Origin of the sequence: Streptomyces sp. NBC_01257 (genome assembly GCF_035917255.1) — a bacterium.
In the GTDB taxonomy this organism is placed as follows: Bacteria; Actinomycetota; Actinomycetes; order Streptomycetales; family Streptomycetaceae; genus Streptomyces.
The window spans coordinates 8,160,864-8,182,905 of record NZ_CP108472.1; the positions used below are offsets into that span (position 1 = coordinate 8,160,864).

At 72.6% G+C, this 22,042-nt stretch carries 15 protein-coding genes and 1 pseudogene; all 16 read right to left on the reverse strand.

Features of this window, described 5'->3' with window-relative positions; genetic code table 11:
- Positions 1-10: 10 nt before the first annotated feature.
- Positions 11-1,291, reverse strand: a complete 1,281-nt coding sequence (locus OG408_RS35575; RefSeq protein ID WP_285564150.1) for a hypothetical protein — start codon at positions 1,289-1,291, stop codon at positions 11-13.
- A 5-nt stretch (positions 1,292-1,296) separates the two neighbouring features.
- Positions 1,297-2,619, reverse strand: a complete 1,323-nt coding sequence (locus OG408_RS35580) for a DUF4910 domain-containing protein (RefSeq protein WP_285564149.1) — start codon at positions 2,617-2,619, stop codon at positions 1,297-1,299.
- Positions 2,607-3,632 carry an NAD-dependent epimerase/dehydratase family protein gene (locus OG408_RS35585; RefSeq protein WP_266785763.1) on the reverse strand — a complete coding sequence of 342 codons (1,026 nt, stop codon included), beginning with the start codon at positions 3,630-3,632 and terminating at the stop codon, positions 2,607-2,609. Before OG408_RS35585 ends, OG408_RS35580 begins: the two co-directional genes overlap by 13 nt.
- A 3-nt stretch (positions 3,633-3,635) precedes the next feature.
- Complete coding sequence (locus OG408_RS35590) at positions 3,636-4,283, reverse strand: PIG-L deacetylase family protein (protein WP_266785765.1); 648 nt, start codon at positions 4,281-4,283, stop codon at positions 3,636-3,638.
- Positions 4,280-5,089, reverse strand: a complete 810-nt coding sequence (locus OG408_RS35595) for a glucose-1-phosphate cytidylyltransferase (RefSeq protein WP_285564148.1) — start codon at positions 5,087-5,089, stop codon at positions 4,280-4,282. Before OG408_RS35595 ends, OG408_RS35590 begins: the two co-directional genes overlap by 4 nt.
- Positions 5,086-6,321, reverse strand: coding sequence for a class I SAM-dependent methyltransferase (locus OG408_RS35600; protein WP_326673712.1), 1,236 nt, complete (start codon positions 6,319-6,321; stop codon positions 5,086-5,088). Before OG408_RS35600 ends, OG408_RS35595 begins: the two co-directional genes overlap by 4 nt.
- Positions 6,322-7,593 (reverse strand): glycosyltransferase, encoded by a 1,272-nt coding sequence (locus OG408_RS35605; RefSeq protein ID WP_266785771.1) that lies wholly within the window; start codon positions 7,591-7,593, stop codon positions 6,322-6,324. It lies immediately after the preceding gene.
- A 2-nt stretch (positions 7,594-7,595) separates the two neighbouring features.
- Positions 7,596-8,834, reverse strand: a complete 1,239-nt coding sequence (locus OG408_RS35610) for an O-antigen ligase domain-containing protein (protein WP_266785773.1) — start codon at positions 8,832-8,834, stop codon at positions 7,596-7,598.
- Positions 8,834-10,360 carry a right-handed parallel beta-helix repeat-containing protein gene (locus tag OG408_RS35615; protein ID WP_326673713.1) on the reverse strand — a complete coding sequence of 509 codons (1,527 nt, stop codon included), beginning with the start codon at positions 10,358-10,360 and terminating at the stop codon, positions 8,834-8,836. Before OG408_RS35615 ends, OG408_RS35610 begins: the two co-directional genes overlap by 1 nt.
- Positions 10,361-10,369: 9 nt before the next feature.
- Positions 10,370-12,328: a heparinase II/III family protein gene (locus OG408_RS35620; protein ID WP_326673714.1), complete on the reverse strand. Its 1,959-nt coding sequence runs from the start codon at positions 12,326-12,328 to the stop codon at positions 10,370-10,372.
- Positions 12,325-14,505: a bi-domain-containing oxidoreductase gene (locus OG408_RS35625; protein WP_266785779.1), complete on the reverse strand. Its 2,181-nt coding sequence runs from the start codon at positions 14,503-14,505 to the stop codon at positions 12,325-12,327. Before OG408_RS35625 ends, OG408_RS35620 begins: the two co-directional genes overlap by 4 nt.
- Before the next feature lie 17 nt (positions 14,506-14,522).
- Complete coding sequence (gene asnB / locus OG408_RS35630) at positions 14,523-16,457, reverse strand: asparagine synthase (glutamine-hydrolyzing) (protein ID WP_326673715.1); 1,935 nt, start codon at positions 16,455-16,457, stop codon at positions 14,523-14,525.
- A 3-nt stretch (positions 16,458-16,460) separates the two neighbouring features.
- Positions 16,461-18,002 (reverse strand): Wzz/FepE/Etk N-terminal domain-containing protein, encoded by a 1,542-nt coding sequence (locus OG408_RS35635; protein WP_326673716.1) that lies wholly within the window; start codon positions 18,000-18,002, stop codon positions 16,461-16,463.
- Positions 17,999-19,396 (reverse strand): Wzz/FepE/Etk N-terminal domain-containing protein, encoded by a 1,398-nt coding sequence (locus OG408_RS35640; RefSeq protein ID WP_285564141.1) that lies wholly within the window; start codon positions 19,394-19,396, stop codon positions 17,999-18,001. Before OG408_RS35640 ends, OG408_RS35635 begins: the two co-directional genes overlap by 4 nt.
- Positions 19,393-20,672 (reverse strand): annotated as a pseudogene (locus OG408_RS35645) (glycosyltransferase family 4 protein). The gene OG408_RS35640 and the pseudogene OG408_RS35645 overlap by 4 nt, the downstream one beginning before the upstream one ends.
- Entirely contained in the window at positions 20,662-21,978 is a 1,317-nt protein-coding gene (locus OG408_RS35650; protein WP_266785789.1) for a nucleotide sugar dehydrogenase, read from the reverse strand. The pseudogene OG408_RS35645 and the gene OG408_RS35650 overlap by 11 nt, the downstream one beginning before the upstream one ends.
- Positions 21,979-22,042: the final 64 nt, after the last annotated feature.

Here is a 22,042-nt window from a genome sequence, read left to right on the forward strand (position 1 = left end):
GCGCGGGCGGTCAGCCACCCCCTCGGTGGCGCTCGCGGAGAGCGGACCGCAGTTGCAGCCACCACACGGCCGAGCCGCAGACGGTCGCCGCGGCGACACCCCAGGCCGAGCCGACCGTGCCGTCCGCCAACGCCCCGCCGAGCCCGCCCGTGACATAGCAGGCGGAGGCGAACAGCTGGCAGCGCAGGCTGCGCCGGGCCGCGGCCAGCGCGCGCAGCCCGGCGGCGGCCCCGGTGCCGAGGCCGGCGGCCGCGACACCGAGCGTGACCGGCACGATGAGCGCCGACGAGGCGCTCCAGACGTCACCGAGAACGAGCTCGCCGAGCCGGTCCGGCACCAGCAGCAGCGCCGCGCCCCAGAGCAGTGCGGCGACGGCCTGCCCGGCGCCCAGCGAGAGACAGAACGGGCCCAGGCGGTGCGGGGCCTGTCGCAGCACCCGCGCCGACTCCGCGACGGTGACCAGCGACAGCCCCATCAGCAGGGCGAGGAACGGTCCGAGCAGGAGCTCGGCGCCCCGGATCACGCCCACCGCGCTGACCCCGACGATCACGCCGAGACCGTACGCCCGCAACTGGCTCGCGCCGCTGACCCCGACGTTCTCGACGAGATACCGGTAGCCGAGGTCGCGGTGGTCGCGAAGCCACGCGCGCGCTCCGGTCAGCCGGGGCAGGATGCCCGACTGGAAGCAGCCGTATCCCGCGGCCACCGCGGCGGACGCGCCCCAGGCCAGCACGAACGCGGTCACGCTGCCCACCCGGGCCGCCACCACCAGGGCCGGGACGAGCGCCACACCCCACACGACGTCGTTCACGAACGCCTTGCGGCCGTCACCGGCGGCGAAGAACGAGTACCGCCAGGCGTCCTGCAGCAGCAGTCCCGGCAGCATGACGCCGAGGCCCGCGAACGCGCGCCCCACCGAGCCGCCCACCACCGGGCCGACCACCAGGCACACCGTGCCCAGGACGGCGCCGACGCCCAGCGCGGTCCCCGACGACCGGGCCACCGCCACCCGCCAGGCCGCTTCCGGCACGCCGCTGAAGCGCACCACGAGCGGATCGGTCGCCAGACCGCGGGAGACGCTGAGCACCACGCCGTACGTCACCCACGCCAGACTGAACACGCCGAACGCGGCCGGACCCAGCGAGCGTGCTACGTAGATGCCCACCGCGAAGTTGGACAGGCTGGAGGCCGCCTGGTCGGCCAGCCCCCAGGAGAGCCTGCCGACGACGGCCCGCCGGGCGGGTCCGGCCGGGGCCGCCGGTGCCGTCGCGCTCTCCCCCTCGGTGGACACCGGCCTCACGCCTTGATCAGCCCGGCGCCCCGCAGGGCTCCGGCCGCCGCGGCGACGGTGTCGAACGGCAGCCCCGACCGCTCGGCGACATCCAGCAGACTGTGCTCGCCGTCGGACAGGTTGAGCACCCAGAGCATGGCCATCTGGGCCTGCTTCGCGTCGCTGCGCCCGCCGAGAGCTCCGTACAACCCGCGCCTGCCCAGTTGTGGTTCGCCGTAGGGACTGAGATTGACGTAGCTCCGGTTGCGGTCCAGTACGGCGAACGCCTCGCGGCAGACGTCGAGCGTGTCCGCCATCGCCGCCGGGGAGACGAAGTCCGGATTGTCCGCCGAGGTGTGGTACTCGGGGTATCCGGCGTACGGGGTCCGGGTGAGCGAGCCCACCCCCAGATTGAACCCGGGCGAGCAGAACTGCCGCTCGTCGTAGCCGTACGGAGTGAACTCGGTGATCCGGTGCGGGCGTTCGGAGGTGCCCAGCACGTACTGGAGCACCCGGTCGATCTCCGCGTCACCGCGCCTGCTCCGCTTGTACGTCAGTTGGCCCCTGTCGCCGGCGCAGGCCAGTACCAGTCCGTGCCTGACCTTTCCGGCGGTTCCGGGCTCCGACCGGGTGGCGGACGCCTCCGTCACCCGTTCCGTGTTGCGGGCCAGCCAGGTGACCGCCCCGATGGTGCCGGGCGCGAAGAGGAATCGGTAGGTGAAGTAGGGCGTCTCCTGCGCCAGCGCCCGGGCCAGGAACACCGCCACCGCGATGCCGGCCAGGTTGTCGTTGGCCAGCGACGGGTGGCAGACATGGCAGGAGATGATCACCTCGTCGGCGACCTGCCCCGGGACCACGTGCTCGGCGTAGGTGAGGTGTCCGTCGGCCAGGGTGGAGTCGACGTGCACCTCGTACTCGCCGTCCGGCATCGCGTCCAGGGTCTCCTGCGCCAGGCAGAAGCCCCAGTCCGGCTCGTAGTAACTGGTGCGGTACGGCACCCAGGACGGGTGGTCCGGCAGGGTGTGCAGGTGCGGGCGGAGCTCGGCCAGCGGCATGGTCCTCGACACCGGCACGCTGTAGCCGAGCACGTGCAGGCTGGACGCGGCGAAGTCGACGACCCGCTCGCCCGCGGCGTCGGCGATGTACGCGTCCCGGATGTTCCACTCCTGCGGCACCGTCCAGTCGAGCACCTGCGTCCCCGTCGGCACCTCGTGCACCCGCAGCGGAACGTACTCGTCGATGATCTCCAGAGTGGCGCGCACACCGTCGCCGGTGATGCTCCGGCACAGCGGGTACAGCCGCTCCACCAGCGCGTGCATCTGCTCGCCGGCCGCGGTCACCCGTGCCACCGCAGGGTGGCGTCGACGGCACCGGCGTCGGTCGCGGCGCGCAGCACGGCCAGCCGCGTGAAGCGCCGCTCGAAGTCCTCCCGGGTCAGCCCGTGTTTCCGGTAGGCGTCCGCGAGTTCCAGCGCGCCCCGTTTCACCGTCCACTCGCATTCGAAGCCCGGCACCGCGGCCCGGAACCGGGAGAAGTCCACCCGGTACGACCGCGGATCGGCACCGTTCTCCCCGGTGATCACCACCTTCGATCCGGGCACCGCCTCGGCGACCTGGCCGGCGATCTCGGCCACCGTGACGTTGTTGAACTCGCTGCCGATGTTGAACGCCCGGTCGTGCACGGATTCGCGCGGCGCGTCCAGCGCGGCCGTGAAGGCCCGGGCGATGTCGGCGGCGTGCACCAGCGGGCGCCACGGGGTGCCGTCGGAGAGCACCAGCACCTCGCCGGAGAGCAGCGCGTGGCCCACCAGGTTGTTCAGCACGATGTCGGCGCGCAGCCGGGGCGAGTACCCGAACGCGGTGGCGTTGCGCATGTACACCGGGCTGAAGTCGCCGTCGGACAGCGCGTGCAGGTCGTCCTCGACCCGCACCTTGGACTCCGCGTAGGGCGTGACCGGGCGCAGCGGGGCCTCCTCCGCCACCAGGTCCTCACCGCCGGCGGCGCCGTAGACCGAACACGTCGACGCGTACAGGAAGCGCCGCACCCCGGCGTCGCGGGCCAGCCGGGCCAGCCGCACGGACGCGTGGTGGTTGATGTCGTACGTGAGTTCCGGCGCCAGCGAACCCAGCGGGTCGTTGGAGAGCGCGGCCAGGTGGATCACCGCGTCCACCCCGGCCACGTGCTCGGCCGTGACGTCCCGCAGATCCACCCGCTGCCCCGGCGGGTCCGCGGGCGGCGGCCCCAGCACGCAGTCGGCGAACAGGCCGGCGTCGAGACCGACGACCTCGTGCCCGGCGGCCTCGAGTACGGGAGCCATCACGGTGCCGAGATAGCCCTGGTGCCCGGTCAGTAGTACGCGCAAGGTTCATTCCCCCAGGTCGAGAGTGAGTTTGGTGACGGCGAACGCCTCGGCGTAGCGCGCATGGCATTCGATGCCGCGGATCCGGGCCAGCCCGAGGAACGCCTCCCGGTCGTACCAGGGCCGGTGCCGTTGCGAGGGGTAGTGCTCCTGCAGCAGCCGCACCTTCCGCTCGGCGATCTCCGGCGACAGCGGCTGGTAGGCCGTCGGACGGCCGAGATCGGCGTCCCACTTGACGATCTCGTAACCGAGCACGAGGTGGTCCCGGAAGGCGGTGGACACCAGCTTCGCCAGACCGCGGTGGTCCTGGTGCGCGTCCTCGGTGCGCGGCGCCAGCACGAGCGACGGATCGGTCCGCTCCCGCAGCTCCTCGACCGCGGCCTTGGCCTCGTCCCAGTGCGCCGGCAGCCGGCCGTCGGGCAGCTTGTGCACGGTCAGCCGGAGGTCGGCGCCCGGGCAGAACTCCGCGAGCGCGGCATGCTCCTCCTGCTCCCGGTCGCTGCCGCCGCCGGTGAGCACCAGCGCGTCCACGCGTACACCCGGCCGTGCGAGACACAGCGCCAGCAGGGTGCCGCCGGCGCCGATGGCGATGTCGTCGCAGTGCGCACCCACCGCCACGACCCGGTCCAGACCGCCGCCCGAGAGCCGGATCACGAGGCCCTCACCCCGGCCTCCGCACCCGCGCCGCCCCGCTCCCACAGGGCCCACGGGCGGTCGCCCCGGGCATAGGAGTCGTCGAGCGCGGCCCGCTCCTTCACCGTGTCGGTCGGCTTCCAGAAGCCGCGGTGCTGGTGCGCCACCAGACGCCCCTGCTTGGCCAGCGCCGCGCAGCCGTCCCCGACCAGGTCGCCGTTCTCCGGAATGTGGTCGAAGACCTCCTGGCGCAGCACGAAGTAGCCGCCGTTCTCCCACAGCGGCAGCTCGCTCACCGGCGTGATGCCCCCCACCAGGCCGTCCTCGCCCAGATCCACGCAATGGAACGAGGACTGGGGCGGCACGACCATCATCGACGCACCGGCGTCCCGCCGGGAGAACCGGTCGATCATCTCCGTCAGCGGCGCGTCGGTGAGCACGTCCGCGTAGTTGGCGAGGAACATCTCGTCGTCACCCAGGTGGTGCCGCACCCGGCGCAGCCGTTCCCCGATCGGCGACTCGATGCCGGTCTGCGCGAACGTGATCGTCCAGGAGGCGATGTCGGTGGACAGCAGCTCGGTCCGCCCGCCCCGCAGGACGAAGTCGTTGGACGTCGTCTCCTCGTAGTTGAGGAAGAAGTCCTTGATGTGGTCCGCCCCGTACCCGAGGCACAGGATGAACTCCGTGTGCCCGAAGTGCGCGTAGTAGCGCATCACATGCCAGATCAGCGGCCGCGGCCCGACCATCGCCATCGGCTTGGGCACGTCGTCGAAGGCTCCGGCGCGCATGCGCAGCCCATAACCACCGCAGAACAGTACGACCTTCATGACTTGGCCTCGACAATGCTCAGTTCCGGTATGGGAAAGACCAGCCGGCCGCCCCAGTCGTGCACGAACGACAACTGCTCGACCAGTTCGGCCCGCAGGTTCCACGGCAGGACGAGGACGTAGTCCGGTCGGTCCGCGGCGATCTGTTCGGGCGGCAGGATCGGGATGCGGGTGCCCGGGGTGAACCTGCCGTGCTTGTACGGATTGCGGTCGACCGTGTACGGGAGCAGGTCCGGCCGGATGCCGCAGTGGTTGAGCAGGGTGTTGCCCTTGCCGGGGGCGCCGTAGCCCACGACCGTCTCACCGCGCTCGGCCACGTCGATGAGGAACCGCAGCAGGTCCCGCCGCACCTTGGCCACCCGGTCGGAGAACTCGGTGTACCCGGACAGCTCGCCCAGCCCCGCCGCCTTCTCCCGGTCCAGCACGGCGGCCACCCTGCGGCTGGGCTCGCCGGCCACCTCGGCCGGCCGGGCCCACAGCCGGATGGAGCCGCCGTGCGTCGGCAGCAGCTCGACGTCCACGAGCGCGAGCCCCCCGCTCGCCAGCGCCCGCGCCGCCGACGCGACCGTGTAGTACTGGAAGTGCTCGTGGTAGATCGTGTCGTACTGGGTCTCCTCGATCAGCGTCAGCAGATGCTGCACCTCGATGGAGACCCAGCCGTCGTCGGCGACCAGGGCACGCAGCCCCCGGGTGAACCCGACCACGTCGGGGATGTGCGCGTACACGTTGTTGGCCACGACCAGGTCCGCCGGACCGTGCTCGGCGCGGACGCCCGCACCGGTGGCCGGGTCCAGGAACTCCGTGAGCGTGGGCACACCCGCGTCCCGGGCCGCGGCGCCCACGTTCACCGACGGCTCGATGCCGAGGCACCGGATCCCGCGGTCCACCATGTGCTTCAGCAGGTACCCGTCGTTGCTCGCGACCTCGACCACGAAGGCGTCGGACCCGAGCCCCAGCCGCCGCACGGCATCGGCGACGAACGTGCGCGCGTGCTCCACCCAGGACGTCGAGTAGGAGGAGAAGTACGCGTACTGCGTGAACGTCTCCTCCGGCGTGATCAGCGGAGGGATCTGCGCCAGCCAGCACTCGGCGCAGACCCGCAGGTGCAGCGGGTACGCGGGCTCCGGCCGGTCCAGCTGGTCCGCGGCGAGAAAGCTCTCGCACGGCGGAGTCGCCCCGAGATCGACGACGCTCGCCAGCGCCGCCGAACCGCAGAGTCGGCATCGTGTCATCTAACTGCCCCCATCCCGCTCGCGCGGGCGACCCCGTCGCGAGCCAGTGTTCCCGTCCCCTGCCGGCGGCGGGCTGTCCCCGTCACCGGCCCGGCCCGCGATCGCGGCCCGGTATCCCTCCACCAGGTGTTCCAGCCCGACGGCCGGGCTGAAGTCCTGCTCGTAACGGCGCCTGGCCGCCTGTCCCATCTCCCGGCCCAGCACCGGATCAGCCGTGATCCGGCGCAGTGCGGACGCCAGTGCGTCGGCGTCGCCCGGCCGGTGGAGCAGCCCGCTCACCCCGTCGTCGACGAGTTCGACGAACGCGCCGTGACCGGCGGCGACGGCCGGGACCCCGGCCGCCATCGCCTCCACCACCACCAGGCCGAAAGCCTCCAGCCACGTGGAGGGAGCCACCACGGCGACCGACCGCGCGACGGCCTCCCGGCACTGAGCCGTGTCGAGCAGGCCGGCGTACCGCACGTCCTCGCGTCCCGCCGCCCAGGCGGTCACCTCCCCCTCCAGCGGTCCCGTACCGGCGATCACGAGGGGCACCCCCACCCCGCCGTCCGCGGCCGCCCTGTCCCATGCGGCCATGAGCAGCCGCACCCCCTTGGCCTCCGCGAGCCTGCCGAGATAGAGCAGGTGCTCACCGGGGCCCGTGCGGCGGGCTCCCGGCTCGGGCACGAAGTTGTGCTTCACGGCCAGCCGCCCGGCCGGCATGCCGGCCTCCACCAGGACGGCGCGCTGCGCCGCCGAGATGCAGAAGAACCGCTCCACACCGGACCACCACCGCCGCCGGTTGACCGACAGGCTGACCGCAAGCGGCACCGTCGCCAGCCGGGAGGAGCGGTAGCAGCCGTGCCGCACGGCGGGCAGCGGCCCGGAACCGACGCACTCGGTGCACGGCAGCCCGGCCCGCTGCAGGGTGCCGGGCGGGCAGACCTGCGTGTAGTTGTGCAGCGTGGCCACGGCGGGCACGCCCGCGTCGGCGCAGGCCGCAAGCACCGCGGGTGACAGCAGCGGAAAGACGTTGTGGATGTGCACCACGTCCGGCCGCTCCGAGCGGAGCCGGCCGGCGAGTTCCGTGCGGACCGCCGGGTTCCACGGCACCAGCAGCGGCAGCGCGGCCTTGCCCAGCAGGGACATGGCGGAGATGTCGTCGCTGCGCCGCTCGAACAGCTCGACCCGGTGGCCGGCCCCGCGCAGCAGCGCCACCTCCTGGTCGACGACCTTGTTCTCCCCGCTCGGCTGTGCCGAGGCGTAGCGGTTGTGCACCACGAGGACGTGCATGCTCAGATCACCTCCGTCTTCCGGGCCCAGCGCGGGACGCGCCGACGGGGAACCGCGGGCGCCGGCAGGGCGAGGGGAGCGGCCGGGGCGGGCGTCGCCAACAGCGAGGCGGCCACGGCCAGATGCAGCAGATACGGCGAGGCGTCGCCCAGCCCGGCCTCGGTGTACGACGCGAGCGCGCAGTAGCTGATGAGGAAGATCGCACAGGCCCTCGACAGCGACGGCGGACGCAGCAGCGCGACGACGCCCAGCACGACGATGACCGCCGCCACCAGGACGACGCCGGTCATCCCCTGCTCCTGGAAGACGGCCAGCCAGCTGTTGTCGATGGGCAGCCCGCCGAACGACTTGTCGCCGAGCCCCGCGCCGAACACGTACTCGGCCGGCGTCCGCGGAGCCGCCAGCAGGGCGTCCCACACCTTGGCCCGGCCGGTGAGACTGGAGAAGTTCTCCTGGCTCTGCCCGCGCAGGAACCAGGCCTGCAGCGCCGAACCGAACCCGACCGCCACCACCGCCGCGCCCACCACCGCCCAGGTGAAGAACCGCCGGGCGGCGGCGCTGGTCAGGAAGAGCGAACCGATGGCCAGCACCAGCCCGACGAGCAGACCCAGCGTCGCCGTCCTGGTGTGCGTCAGGGCGAGCAGCACGAGCGCCGGCACGATCACCACCGCCGCACTGCGACGGTCGGTCCGGCCCCCCAGCGCGAGCAGCACGGCGAGCCCGATGATCACGGCTGCGTACTGCCCGATCTGGGGCGGGGTGAGCGGCCACAACGCCCCGACCAGCCGCCCCCCGTACAGCTCCGGCAGGGCGGCGCCCGGCGAGATGACCAGGCCGGCGGCCACCGACCCGAGGACCACGAAGTACATCCGGATGTGGTACCTGACGAACCTCGGGCCGCCGTCCCACCAGCGGCTGAGCAGCCACAGCGTGCCGATGAAGAGAGCCAGCCGGGCGCAGCGGAACAGCGCGCCGAACCCCGACCCCAGGCCCGCGCTGGCGATCAGGCTCGGCACCAGCAGCAGGGTCAGCAGGAAGAGGAAGGCGCTCGCCCGGATCCGCAGCCGGGGGTTGGCCAGGAGCGCCAGCGCGAACGCGGCGACCAGCGAGCCCATGGTGACCATCTGGATGAGGGAGCGGGGCAGCGGGACGATGGTCTCCGCCCCGGCGGAGCCGAGCGTGTTGAGGACCAGCAGCCCCCAGGCGGTCTGTACGGCCCTCGGCGCGTGTTCCCGTTCCATCAGCCGTCCTCCCCGGTGCGGAAGGTGCTGTTCCTGTCCTGCGCGTACGGCGTGCCCTGCCACTGCCAGGAGTCGAGCACCCGGCTCGGATCGTGGGCGACGAACTTCCACGGCCCGGTGTAGACGTTGTCGTGCCAGCGGTTGTCCTGCTTGCGGGTGATCGCCTCGGCCACCCGGTCGCCCTGGTACGGCGACCAGTCCGGGTAGGTGCCGTAGTTGGCCAGCACCGCCATGCGGTCGCACTTCGCGGTGCAGTCGACGACGGACTTGTCCAGCACGAAGCGGTTGTCATGGATGTCCACCCGCTGGGTCTTCCACCGGCAGTCGGCGTAGAGCGGTGCGGAGTCGATCGCCGGCTCGGCGCAGCTGCTCTTCCGCTTCACCAGCAGCGTGCAGTCGCCGGACGAGGTGTTGGCGGGGCTGTTGCAGAACCGGTCGGCGTTCTCCCACAGGGTGATTCCGGACCAGTTGTTCTCCAGCACGTTCCGGTAGATCTCGATCTTGTCGGTGCGGGCCGGGACCCGTGGCTCGCCGCCGGACTCGGACACGTAGACGGTCGCGAAGGGGAAGGTGTCACCGCGCTCGGCGTACGTGCGGCCCTGCACCCAGTTGTTCCGCCGGATCGTGTTCTTCCGGATGACCGCGTTGTAACTGGTCTCGTAGATCAGCGCGGCACCGTCGTTGTCCTCCAGCACGTTGTCCTCGATGCGGAAGTCGTTGTTGTTGGTGTCCGCCCACAGCCCGGTTCCGCGGTTGTCGTGCACCCAGTTGCCGCGGATGTCGGCCCCGTTCACCGCCCAGAACTTGACGCCACCGGTGCAGCCGCAGCCGGGCCGCCGCCGCTCCCAGTCGCCGGTGTTGTTGCCCACGATCTCGTTGCCCTCGACCACCAGGCCGGTGAGAGGACCACTGCCCTTGTACGCGTTCATCCCGTACTGCCCGTTGTCGCGCAGGCAACTGGAGCGGACCTGCTGGCGGGCACCGGCCATCAGCCCGGCGCCGGAGTTGTTCCGGATCGTGGCGTGCTCGATCACCCAGCCGTCGCCCGAGTCATGGTTGACCACGCCCTCGTCGTGCGGCGCGACGAACCCCCGCACGGTCAGGTAACGGATGGTGACGTCGCGGGCGGTGCCGCTGAACGCGTACTGGTTGGTCTTCCGCCCGTCGAGCACGGCGCCCGGTGCGCCGAGGTACACGTCTCCCCGCTTGGGCACGACCTGCGCGTAGCGGTCAGGACCGAGCCTGTGCGTGCCGGGCCGCAGCCAGAACGTCGTGCCGGCGGGGCTCCTCCTCGTCTTCGCGGCCAGGTCACCGGTGACCGCGGGGTCGACCGTCACCGACCCCGCCGGCGCCTTCGCCGGTCCGGCCGCGGGCCGGGCGCACACCCGGGCCGCGGCCGTGGGCACGGAGGGCGATGCGCTCGGCCCCGGCTTCGCGTCCGTCGGGCCGTCGCAGCCGGCCGTCGCCAGCAGGGCCAGCACCAATGGCGCGGCCGGCCATGCCCGTTGCCGCCACTTGATCCGCAAAGGTCCCCCCTAGCCGTGGAACCTGAGCACGGTGACGAACCCCTCCGCGCCGTCGGCGAAACCCGTGCCGACCAGCGTGGTGGAGGGTTCCTTGCGCCCGAAGCCGGGGGAGTACCAGCCCAGCGGCGGGTCGCTCTCACCGCGGTGCGCCCGCCAGTTCAGCCGCCCGGGCAGTTCGAGCGCCGCGGAGCGCTCCTCGCCGTCCAGGGTCCAGCTGAGCGCCGCCAGGTTCCCCGTCAGGTCCGCGGTGACGGCCGGGCCGAGGTGGAACGCCAGCCGCACGGCCCGGCCCTCGCCGCGCACCTCGTCGGTCACCTTCAGCTCCCGGCTCGCCGCCGTCAGCTCAACCCGGCGCCGGTGCACGGAACGCCCGTACCCGTCGTGCTCGGCGCACCACCGGGCCACCGCCTCGTCGGACGTGTCCGCTTCCAGGACCCGGCTGCGGGCCTGACGGGTCCACAGGAACGGGCCGCCGGAGACGGACTGGTCGTCGCCGTCCATCTCCAGGGTGTTGTGGCCGAGCGTCGACCGGAAGTACCGCCGCCACTCGGGCTGCCCGTGATAGCAGAACGTCCCCGGGTCGGCGAGAACGTCGACCCCGTCGTGCCGGACCTCCACGGACAGCGCGTCCGCGTGGGCGTGCGCGGCGATGGAGAGGAATCCGTGCGGCCCGCCGTCGCAGCGGCACCAGATCTTCTCCGGACCGCGCAGGACGGTCATGCCCGCGTCGGCGAAATGGGACGGCCGGCGCACCGGGCGGGACACGGCGGCTCCGGCCGCGTTCCGCGCGTACGGCCGGATGAGCGCGGCCAGCAGGGGAGTGCGCACATCGGTGCCGGTCACCGCCGGCCACCAGTCGAGCCGGCCGAACACCGCTTCCCCGGTGGCCAGCAGTGAGGCCCAGCGGTCGGTGCCCGGCCCGTCCACGACGAGACCGTGCCCGTCGTCCGCGTCGCCCTGCCGCGGCGGCCGCAGCCGGTCGTCCACGACGGCCGCGAGCGCGTCGGTCATCCGCAGCAGCACCAGCCGGACCGACGCGGGGACCGGCACACCGGCCGTGTCCGCCTCGGCGACCGCGGCCAGGCCGAGTTCGAGCACCAGCCCGTGGTACTCCGTGGCCAGCTCGCGGTTGAGGCCCGACGGGAAGGTGTTGCTCCGCAACTGCCTCTCCAGTGACCGCAGCGCGTCGGCCCGCCACCGCGTGGACGCGGGGAACCAGTCGAACGCGCAGGCCGCCGCGAACTGTCCGGCGGTCTCGGCGATGACGTGGTTGTTCGCCGAGGATCCCCGGCTGGGGAAGGCCGCGAGCCAGCGCTGGTGGTGCCAGATCTGGCGGACCGCCACCGGGTTGTCCTCGAACAGCCCGGCCGCGCCCGGCCAGCCGTCGAGCAGCCGGCGCACCCACACCCAGGACAGCAGCCGGATCCCCAGCTCGATGCCGCTGGTCCAGTGCACGCCGAGCAGCGGCGCGTTGGCCGCCCACCACGAACGCAGGTGCCCGGCCACACGCTCGGCGTACCGCTCGTCCCCGGTGAGGGCGTAGGCGGCGGCGAGCACGGTGAGGTACTGGTGCCGGGACAGCTCCCAGATCTGCTTGATGTCCCCCACCGCGTCCTCGTCGCGGTACGGCACGTCGAAGGCGTAAGCCCACGGCGCCCGGCGCCCGGTCCTCGGGTCGTGGCACCAGTCCGGGTCCGCCAGATCGCCGCGCTCCACCCCGAAGAACCCGGCGTGCCCCGCCATCAGCCGGTCCGCCTCTGCGACGAGGCGCTTCGCGGCGTCCGGCGGCACCGCGGCGACCGTCCCCGCGGGCAGTCCCGCGGTGAACCGGGCGCCGGTCGCTCCCGGACCGTCCGGCACTCCCGAGCGCCACCGCCGCCTGCGCACCGCGTCACCCGTCCGTCCCGCGACCTCCCGCGGCCCCATCCGGGACAGCCGCCGCAGGTACCAGCCCGCGCTCATGGTCATCGGGGCCGCGCCAGCGTCACGGGCGCGCCGCCGGCCAGACCGGCCTGCACGGCGAGGGTGGCCGCCGTGGTGGTGACCAGGGACTCCAGCGGCGTGGGCATCGGCCCGCCGGACCGCACGGCCCTGACGAACGCCGCCAGTTCGGCGGACTGGCCCTTGTCCCGGGCCCTGGGCAGCCGCGAGCTGACCCACCGCTTGCCGCGGCCGTCGTAGACCGAGGCCCGGACGAAGTCGTCGAGTTGCAGCACCTTGCCGTCGGCCACCAGGTCCAGGGTCTCCTTGGGGAAGCCGGCCGCGCCGCTCGTGACGTAGCTGAGGGTGGCGGTGGACCCGTCCGGGTAGCGCAGGACGATCTGGAGGTCCTCGTTGCCGGACGGGGCGGCCGCGTACACCGAGACCGGGTCGGCGTCGAGCAGCCAGCTCACGGTGTCGACGAAGTGGCCGCCCTCGCCGGCGAACCGGGAGCCCTCGGTGCCCTGCTGGAGGTACCAGCTGCCGTGGTCGAGCCGGCCCGCGTTGACGAGATAGCGGACGCTGGCCGGCCCGGTCCTGGTGCCGAACCGTTTCCTGGCCTCCTGCAGCAGTGGTGCGAACCTGCGGTTGAAGCCCACCTGGAGCCGGTCGTTGCCGGACTTCTCCACGGCGTCCAGTACGACGGCCAGCTCCTCCTCGGTGAGGGCCAGGGGCTTCTCCACGAACACGGACTTGCCGGCCAGCAGCGCCTTCGCGGTCAGGTCGGCGTGCGAGCTGTGCCGGGTGACCACGAACACCGCGTCGATCGCCGGGTCGCCGAGTACCGAGTCGAGATCGGTGGTCGCATCGGCGAAGCCGAACTTCCGTTGCGCGTTGGCCGCGGACAGCGCCGTCGTGGTGACGACCGTCGACAGCCGGACGCCGTCGCGCGTCGCCAGGTGCGGCAGCAGCATCGACGTCGCGTAGTTGCCGGCGCCGACGAACGCGAGGCGCACCGGGGTGTCGACGGCCCGGGCCCGGGTGGGCGCCGTGGCGTCGCGCCGCACCGCCGGCACGGCCACGGCCTCCGGCTCGACGGCCCGTTCGGGATAACGGAACAGCACCGCCACGGCCTTCAGACCGCCGTCCTTCAGCCGCTGGTACGTCTCGACGGCCTCGTCGAACGCGGCGACGTGGGAGACCAGGGGCTCCACGTCGACCCGGCCGCGGGCGAGGAGATCGAGAAAGCACGCCAGATTGCGGCGCTCGGTCCAGCGCACATAGCCGATCGGGTAGTCGCGCCCCTCCAGCTCGTACTCCGGGTCGTAGCGACCGGGGCCGTAACTGCGGGAGAACCGGACGTCGAGCTCTTTCTCGTAGTACGCGTTCCACGGCAGGTCCAGCCGGCACTTGCCGATGTCGACGACCCGCCCGCGGTCCCGGCTCAGCCGGGCGGCCAGCTCGACCGGCTGATTGCTGCCGCCGCCCGCGGCCAGGTACACCTGGTCCACGCCGTGACCGTCGGTCAGCTCCGCGACGGCGGTCTCCACGGCCGCGGACGCCGGATCCCCGCAGGCCACGGCGCCCAGCCCGGCGGCCAGTTCGCAGCGCTCCGGGTCGGGGTCGGCCCCGACGACGCGGACCCCCGACGCGGTGAGGAGCTGCACCACCAGCTGCCCGATCAGCCCGAGGCCGATGACCAGCGCGACCTCGCCGAGCTGCGGCTCCCCGCGGCGCACTCCCTGCAAAGCGATCGACCCGACGGTGCCGAAGGCCGCGTGCCGGGGCGCGAGCCCGTCCGGCACCGGGGCGTACAGGTTCTTCGGCACCCAGTTCAGCTCGGCGTGCAGTGCGTGCTCATTGCCGGCACAGGCCACGAGATCGCCGACCGCCACGTCCTCGATCCCGGCGCCGACCTGCTCGACCACCCCGCACAGCGAGTAGCCCAGCGGGGTGTACGAGTCCAGCTTGCCCATCACCTTGCGGTAGGTGGCGGGCACCCCGTTCGAGGCCACGCTCTGCACGACCTTGGCCACCTGGTCCGGCCGGGAGCGGGCCTTGCCGAGCATCGACATGCCCGCCTCGGACACCTTCATGAGCTCGGTGCCGGTGGATATGAGCGAGTAGCCGGTCCGGACCAGAACACCGCCCGGCTTGCAGCCCGGAACCGGCACGTCGAGCAGTGCCAACTCGCCGCTCCTGTAGTTCTGTACAACCTGCTTCATCGATGTCCTCTTGCTCTCTACGCCGTCGGGGAGGAGCTCTGGCCGGCTCCGGAGGTCGCGCCGCGGTACCAGTACTCGAGGGTCAGCACATGCCACAGATGCTTGGAGTGGTCCCGGTGCCCGGCGGCGTCCTCGGCGACGAGCCGCGCCAGCGCGTCGCGGCGCAGGAACCCGGACCGCACGAGCAGGCCGTCGTTCACCACCTCACGCACCAGCGGCGCCAGATCCCGGCTCATCCAGGCGCGCAGCGGGGCGCTGAAAAGGCCCTTGGGGCGGTACACGATCTCCCGCGGCAGGACCGAGGAAGCCGCCTCCTTGAGGACCGCCTTGCCCTGCCGTCCGACGATCTTGCGATCACCCGGCACGGCGAACGCGGCCCTGACCACCTCGACGTCCACGTACGGCACCCGCACCTCGGTCGAGGCGGCCATGCTCGACCGGTCCGTGTACGCGAGGTTCAGGCCCGGCAGGAACATCCGGGAGTCGGCCAGACACATGCGGTTGACGAAGTCGTCCAGGTCGTTGTCCTGGTAGATGTCCGCGTGCTCGGTCAGCACGTCGTCGACCGTCCCGGCCAGGTCCGGATTGAGCAGCGCGAGCAGCTCGTCCTGGTCGTACATGGTGTAGCTGCGCCGGAACGCGGCCTCCTCCGGCAGATCGGCGAAGGAGAGGAACCGCTTGGCGAAGCGCACCGACCGGAAGCCACGGCGGGACGTGGCGACCGGCAGCCGGTCCACGGCTCCCGACAGACCCCGCCGCAGAACGCGCGGGACGCGCTGGTAGCGCAGCGCCAGCAGGTTGGCCAGGTGCTTGCGGTACCCGGCGAACAGCTCGTCGGCGCCCATCCCCGAGAGCATCACCTTGACCCCGGCCTCCCGGGCGGCCGAGCAGATCAGGAAGGTGTTGATCGCGGCGGGGTCGCCGATCGGCTCGTCCAGGTGATACGTCATCCGCGGCAGCAGATCCAGGACGTCCGGAGCGATCTCGATCTCGTGCAGGTCGACGCCGAAGCGGGCGGCCACCTGCCGGGCGTAGCGCAGATCGTCCGGCATCGCCTCGAACCTGGCGTCCTCGGCGCGGAACCCGATCGTGTAGGCGGACATGCCGGGCTGGTGGCGGGCCGCCAGCGCGGTCAGATAGCTGGAGTCGAGCCCGCCGGACAGGAACGTCGCCACGGGTACGTCGGAGAGCAGGTGGCGCCGGGTCGAGTCCTCGACGACGGCGGCCAGGTCCGGCACTTCGCCGCTCAGGGCCCGCTGCCTGCCCTCGGCGGCGACGTCCTTCAGATTCCAGAACCGGCCGCGCTCCACCCGGCCGTCGGGCCGGCACCGCAGCCAGCTCCCCGGCGGCAGCTTCTCCGCCTCGCGGAAGGCGCAGCGGGAGTCCGGCACCCAGTAGTAGAGCAGCGAGGACACCAGCGCCGCATGGTCCACCTCCAGCGACCCGCCGGTCACCGCGGCGAGGGCCTTCAGCTCGGAGGCGAACACCAGCCCCTCGCCGCGCCGGAGCAGGAACAGCGGTTTGACGCCGAGCTGGTCGCGGGCGAGCACCAGTTCACCGGTGCGCTCGTCGAAGACCGCGAACGCGAACATGCCGCGCAGCCGGGGCAGGCAGTCCGTGCCCCAGCGACGCCACGCCTCCAGCAGCACCTCGGTGTCGGAGGTCCCGCGGAACCGCACCCCGGCGCCGGACAGCTCGGCCCGCAGTTCGGGGGCGTTGTACAGCTCGCCGTTGTACGTCAGGGAGAGGCCGCCCGAGACCATCGGCTGGGCGCCGGTGGGGGACAGGTCGACGACGGCCAGCCGGCGGTGCCCGAGGTGCACCTCGCCGTCACCGGCGGGGTGGCTGTAGCGGCCGGCCCCGTCCGGGCCGCGATGGGCGAGTACCTCGGTGAGCCGGTCGGTCACGGCCTTTCCGTCCGGCCAGCGGAACGTGCCTGCGATGCCGCACATGTGCTAGCGCGCCTCCTGTTCGGTGTCGGGTATCCGTGCGGCCGGCATCGGCGGCCGCTCCGTGCGCGGCAGACCTGCTCCGCTCGGCCGGGCCGGGCGCTCGCTCCGGTCGGCCCGCACGGTGCGCGGCCCGTCCCACAACGTCCCGTCGGACCGGTCCCGGCGGTCGGAGTCGAGCAGCACCACACCGATCACCTCGATGAGCTGATCCGCGAGCTGCCGCGCCACGGTGTGCAGCCAGGCCGTGCTGACGTGACCGGCCCGTACGACGAGCACGGTCCGCGTGCCGAGGTGCTGGAGGTCGGCCCACACCGTGCCGGGCACCGCCGAGCCGACACCGAGCCGGCGCGTCTCGTACGGCACGGCCGCGGCCCGCTCCGCGGTGACCACGGCCGGGGCTCCCGGCTTCGGGCGGAGCCCCGCCAGCCGCCGGTCCGGGAGTCCGTCGACGACGACCACCGGCCCCTGGGCCGTCAGCGCACCGGCGAGGTCCAGGGCGATCGCGCCGGTGCCGCGCGCACATCCCAGCTCCAGCAGCGACACGGGTCCCGTGCCGTCACGGACGGCGCGGGCCAGCGAGCGGGTGAGCCGTTCGCGGGCCGCCCGGGTACGCCTGCGCTGCCACCGCCCGGCCGGTCTGCGGGGCGGGTGGCGCAGCTCCGCGATGACCGAGGCGCCCAGACCCGCGGCGATCTCGCGGCGCAGGACGGGACGGTCGGCCACCACCGTGCCGACCGCGGCCAGCCCGAGCCCGAGGACGAGCCCCAGGGCCAGCCCGATCGCGGCGTCCGTGCCGACGGCCCTGGGCAGGGAGTGCCGGACCGCGCGCGGCGTGTCCACGATCTGCGTGCCGGCCAGGACCTGGGGCGCGCCGGTGCGCGCCTGGGCCGCGCGCTCGTCGAAATCGGCGATCCGTGAGTTGAGCTCGGCCCGGCGGGCGAAGAGCGACTCCAGACTCGCCGACGCCGCCGGGTCGCTCTCCGGGGTCCGGTCCCCGATCGACTTGTTGACCTCGTCCAACTCTCCCTGTACACGGTCACGTTGGTCCAGCAACGCCTGGGACTCGGCCTCCGCGGCCTCCCGCATCCGCGTCACGTGGTCCGCGACGAACGCGTCGGCCAGCGCCTCGGCCCGGGCCACCGCGTCCGCGTCGCTTTCGCCCGTCACCTCGATCTCCAGCACGTTGTTGGTCAGGCCCGTGCCGCGGTAGTCCCGCATGAAGTCCTCCGGCTTCTCCGTGGACTTCAGGGACTTCAGGGCCCGGCCGGCGATGCGGGTGGTGCCGAGCAGCTCGACGTCCGTACGGATCAGCGTCCCGGTGTCGTTCGGCTGGTCCGCCTGATGCGTGACCAGCACCTTCGTCACAGCGGTCGGCTCCGGCCGCAGCAGGACGGCCGCCGCCGCACCGGCCAGCAGCCCCAGCAGCGCCATGGAGCACCAGAGACGGCGTCGCCTGCGCACCGCGACCACCAGCGCCTGGAGGTCCAGCAGTGGGGCGGACGCCGGCGAGTCCGGCAGCGGCTCCGTGGTCCTGTCCGTCGTCACGCGACACCCCCCGCCGCGTGGCGGTGAACCGCGGGCGCCGCGGCGGTGTCGCCCGGAGGATGACCGGCGGACCGCGCGGCGCGGGTCCGTACCGTGCCGGCGACGACGAAGCCGAAGATCTCGTGCCCGCCGTCCTCGCACGCCTCGGCGATACCGGCCAGCTCCTCCGCGGTCCGGCTGCCCGCACTCAGCACGACCAGGGCACCTGACTCCGTGTCGCGGTCCGGCACCATCGGCCGGGACACCGACACCTCCACCACGCGCAGCGCGGGGTATCCCTTGCCCGAAGAGTTCAGGGAAAGATCGTTCCGGGCATCGGCGGCCAGTTGCGCCGCCGCCCGCAGGGCGACCGGATCGCCGTCCGGTACGACGACCAGCAGCCGCCGGGAGACCGGCAGCCGGTCCCGGAGGCGCGCGCACACCCGCCGGTAACGGAGCCGTCGGCCCGCCTCGTCGTCGGACGTCTGAGGGGCCGGCAGCTCCCAGGGCGTGTCGACGCCCAGCAGCCGGCGGAGCCGGGCCCGCGCGCCACGGGCCGGTGGCCGGTACGCGCGCCGCCCACCGGGTATGTCGACGGTGCCCAGCAGCGTGGCGCCCAGCGCCTTCGAGATCTCCGGTTCGGTGCGCAGCCTGCGGTTCATCCGCGCGGCGGTGAGATGCCCGACCACCGCGAGCAGAAGGAACAGCAGGGCCCCGGCACCGATGAGCTGAGCCCTGGTGGGCGGTGCCTCACCGGTCGGCCGGGCCGCCGGACCCATCACGACCATGCCCGCCTCGCCTGCCGTCGGGTCGGCCTCGTCCAGCTTCTTCATGGCGTCCTGCAGCGTGGTCCGCAGCTTCTCCAGCTCGGTGCGGGCCTGCACGCTCTCCACGGTCTGCCCGGGATCGGCCGCATTGGCCAGCTCGGTGATGCGGCGGTTGGTCCGCGTCACCTCCTGCCGCAGCGCCTCGGGCCCCGCCGCCGTGTCGGGGTCGGTGCTGCCGCCCGCGATCCGCGCGGCGAACGCGACGAACTCCTGGGCCACCTGGTCGGAGAGCCGCTGGGCGCGCTCCGGGGTGTCGGCCGTACCCGAGATCTTGATGATGTTCCCTTCGGCGGCCTTGGCCCGCACCTGGTCCCGCAGCTCGCCGGGACTGACACCGGGCAGGCGGAGCGAGGCGCCCACCCGGTCGACCACGGCCGAACTGGATGCGATCTCCGCCTGGGTCAGCAGCTCACGGTCCTCCCACTGCCCCTGCATCAGGACCGAGGCCGTCGCCGTGTAGCGGGGCGGGAAGAGCATCGAGGTGCCGTAGCCCGCCAGCGCGCCCAGAACGGCGACCACGACGAGGAACCGGCTGCGCCGACGGAGCATCCGCCCGATGGTGACCAGGCGTATCGTGTCATCGCTCAACGGCGCGGCCTTCTCCCTGTCCGGTGCTCCCGCCGTCCGCCGGCGCCGCGGTGCGGTCACGGCAGGCGGCGGCGTAGGCGGCGAGCAGCGACCGCTGCGAGTTGCGCCAGGAGAGCTCGCCGCCGATGCGCTCCTGCCCGGTCTTGCCCATCCGTGCCCGCAACTCCGGATCGTCCATCAACAGCGCGATCAGCCGGGCGAATTCGGCCTCGTCGTTGGCGGGCGCGTACACGGCGGCGTCACCTGCGGAGACCCGCGCTTCCCGGAGGTCGAACGAGACGACCGGCCGGCCCATCGCCATGTACTCCAGGACCTTGTTCATCGTCGACACGTCGTTGAGCGGATTGTGCGGGTCGGGCGAGAGGCAGACGTCCGCGGTGGACAGGTACCGCACCAGGTCCTCGTCGGATATGCGCCCGGTGAACTGCACCTGTCCGTCGAGCCCGAGCCGCCCGGACAGCTCCACCATCGCGTCGAAGGCGTCACCGGAGCCGACGAACACCGCGTGCCAGTCGGTCCGCCCGAGTTCGTCGCGCAGCTTCGCCAGGGCCCGCAAGGCGTAGTCGACCCCGTCCTGAGGGCCCATCACGCCGAGATAGCACAGCAGATGAGGCTTGCCTCGCTTCAGTCCGGGCTCGGGCGGCACGGGCCGGAACCGGTCGGTCGCGGGCGCGCTGCGCACCACGAAGACATCCTCGGGCCGCCGGCCGCCACGGCGCACCGCGACGTCCCGGTAGCTCTCGTTCGTGGCGAGCACGATGTCCGCGGCCCGGTAGGTCAGCCGCTCCAGCGCGCACACCGCGCGGTAGAGCAGGTCCTCGCCCCGGCCGAACCGGGAGAGATACAGCTCGGGCACCAGGTCGTGCTGGTCGAAGACGAACCGTGCGCCGCGCCGCTTCAGCCACCAGGCGGGCAGGAACAGCAGATCGGGCGGATTGCAGGCGTGGACCACGTCGACGGGGCCGACCCTGCGGGCCAGCCGGGCCGTGTGCCACAGCGCCGATCCGTACTCCCGCAGGTATCCGGCCGGCCCACCGGTCGCCGCGCGCAACGGGTAGCGGTGGATCCGCACACCGTCGATCTCGGCCTCGGCCTCCGTGTCCCGTTTGCTGCCCCGGGGGCAGATGACGTCGACCCGCCAGCCCGCGTCGCGCAGCGTCGTGCACTCCTGCCACACACGCCGGTCGAACGGCACCGAAAGGTTCTCCACCAGGATCAGCGCGCGCCGGCCGCGACGGCCGCCGGCTATGTCATCGAACGAAGTGTCACCAGGCAAGGCCCACGTACCCCGGTTCGGCCCGACGCGCGTCGGCGTCGGGGAGGTGGATGAGGTCGACGATCACCGGGGCGTCACCGTGCGGCAGCGCCGCCAGGACGGCCGGATCACGGGTCCCGACCAGGCACACCTCGGCATGGTCGAGCACCTCGTCGACGGAGTCCGCGAGCAGATGCGCGAGGTGCGGCAGCCGGTTCTCGATGTACTCGCGGTTCGCCCCGAGCAGCCGGGAGAGGCTCACATTGGCGTCGTGGATCCGCAGGTCGTACCCCTTGCCGAAGAGCCTCTCCGCCAGCTCGACGAGCGGACTCTCGCGGAGATCGTCGGTGCCGGGCTTGAAGGACAGACCGAACAGCCCCACCCGGCGCTTGCCGGTGCGCTCGACCAGATCCACCGCGCGCTGCAGATGGTCGGAGTTGGAGGGCAGCACATGGGACAGGATGGGCACCGAGACATCGGCCCGCTGCGCCGCGTGGACGAGACTGCGCAGGTCCTTGGGCAGGCAGGAGCCGCCGAAGGCGAAACCGGGCCTCAGATAGGCGGGGCTGATGTTGAGTTTGCGGTCGGCCAGGAACACGTCCATCACCTGGTGCGAGTCCACCCCGAGCGCCTGGCAGACCGCGCCCAGCTCGTTCGCGAAGCCGATCTTGAGCCCGTGGAACGCGTTGTCCGCGTACTTGATCGCCTCGGCCGTCGGGATCGGCACCCGGAACACCTCGCCGGGCAGTCCCTCGTACAGCTTCTGCACCGTGTCGCCGCTGGCCGGGTCGAGCTCGCCGATGACGGTCTTGGGCGGGTCGAAGAAGTCCCGCACGCTGGAGCCCTCGCGGAGGAACTCCGGGTTGACCGCGACGCCGATCCCGCCGGCCGCGGTACCGCCGACGTGTTTCTCCAGGAGCGGGACCAGCAGGTTCAGACAGGTGCCCGGGAGCATGGTGCTGCGGAACACCACGGTGTGCCGCCCGCCCCGCTCGGCCAGCGCGGCGCCGATCTGCTCGGCCACCCGCTCCAAGTACGTCGTGCAGAGGCTGCCGTTGGGCTCCGAAGGGGTGCCCACACAGACCAGCGACACCTCGCTTTCCCTGATCGCCTCGGCGACGTCCGCGGTGGCGCGTAACGCCCCGCTCCGCACCACCTCGGCGATGAGTTCACCGATCCGCTCCTCGACCACCGGGGCCTTGCCGTCGTTGACCAGGTCGATCTTCACCTGGTTGACGTCCACCCCGATGACCTCGTGACCCATGTCGGCCAGGCACGCGGCCGACACACAGCCCACGTATCCGAGCCCGAAGACACTGACTCTCATGATGCGTCCCTCCCCCCAGGCAGGCCCTGCCGGCCTGCAGTCCGCGTGCCCGCCCGATGTCTCC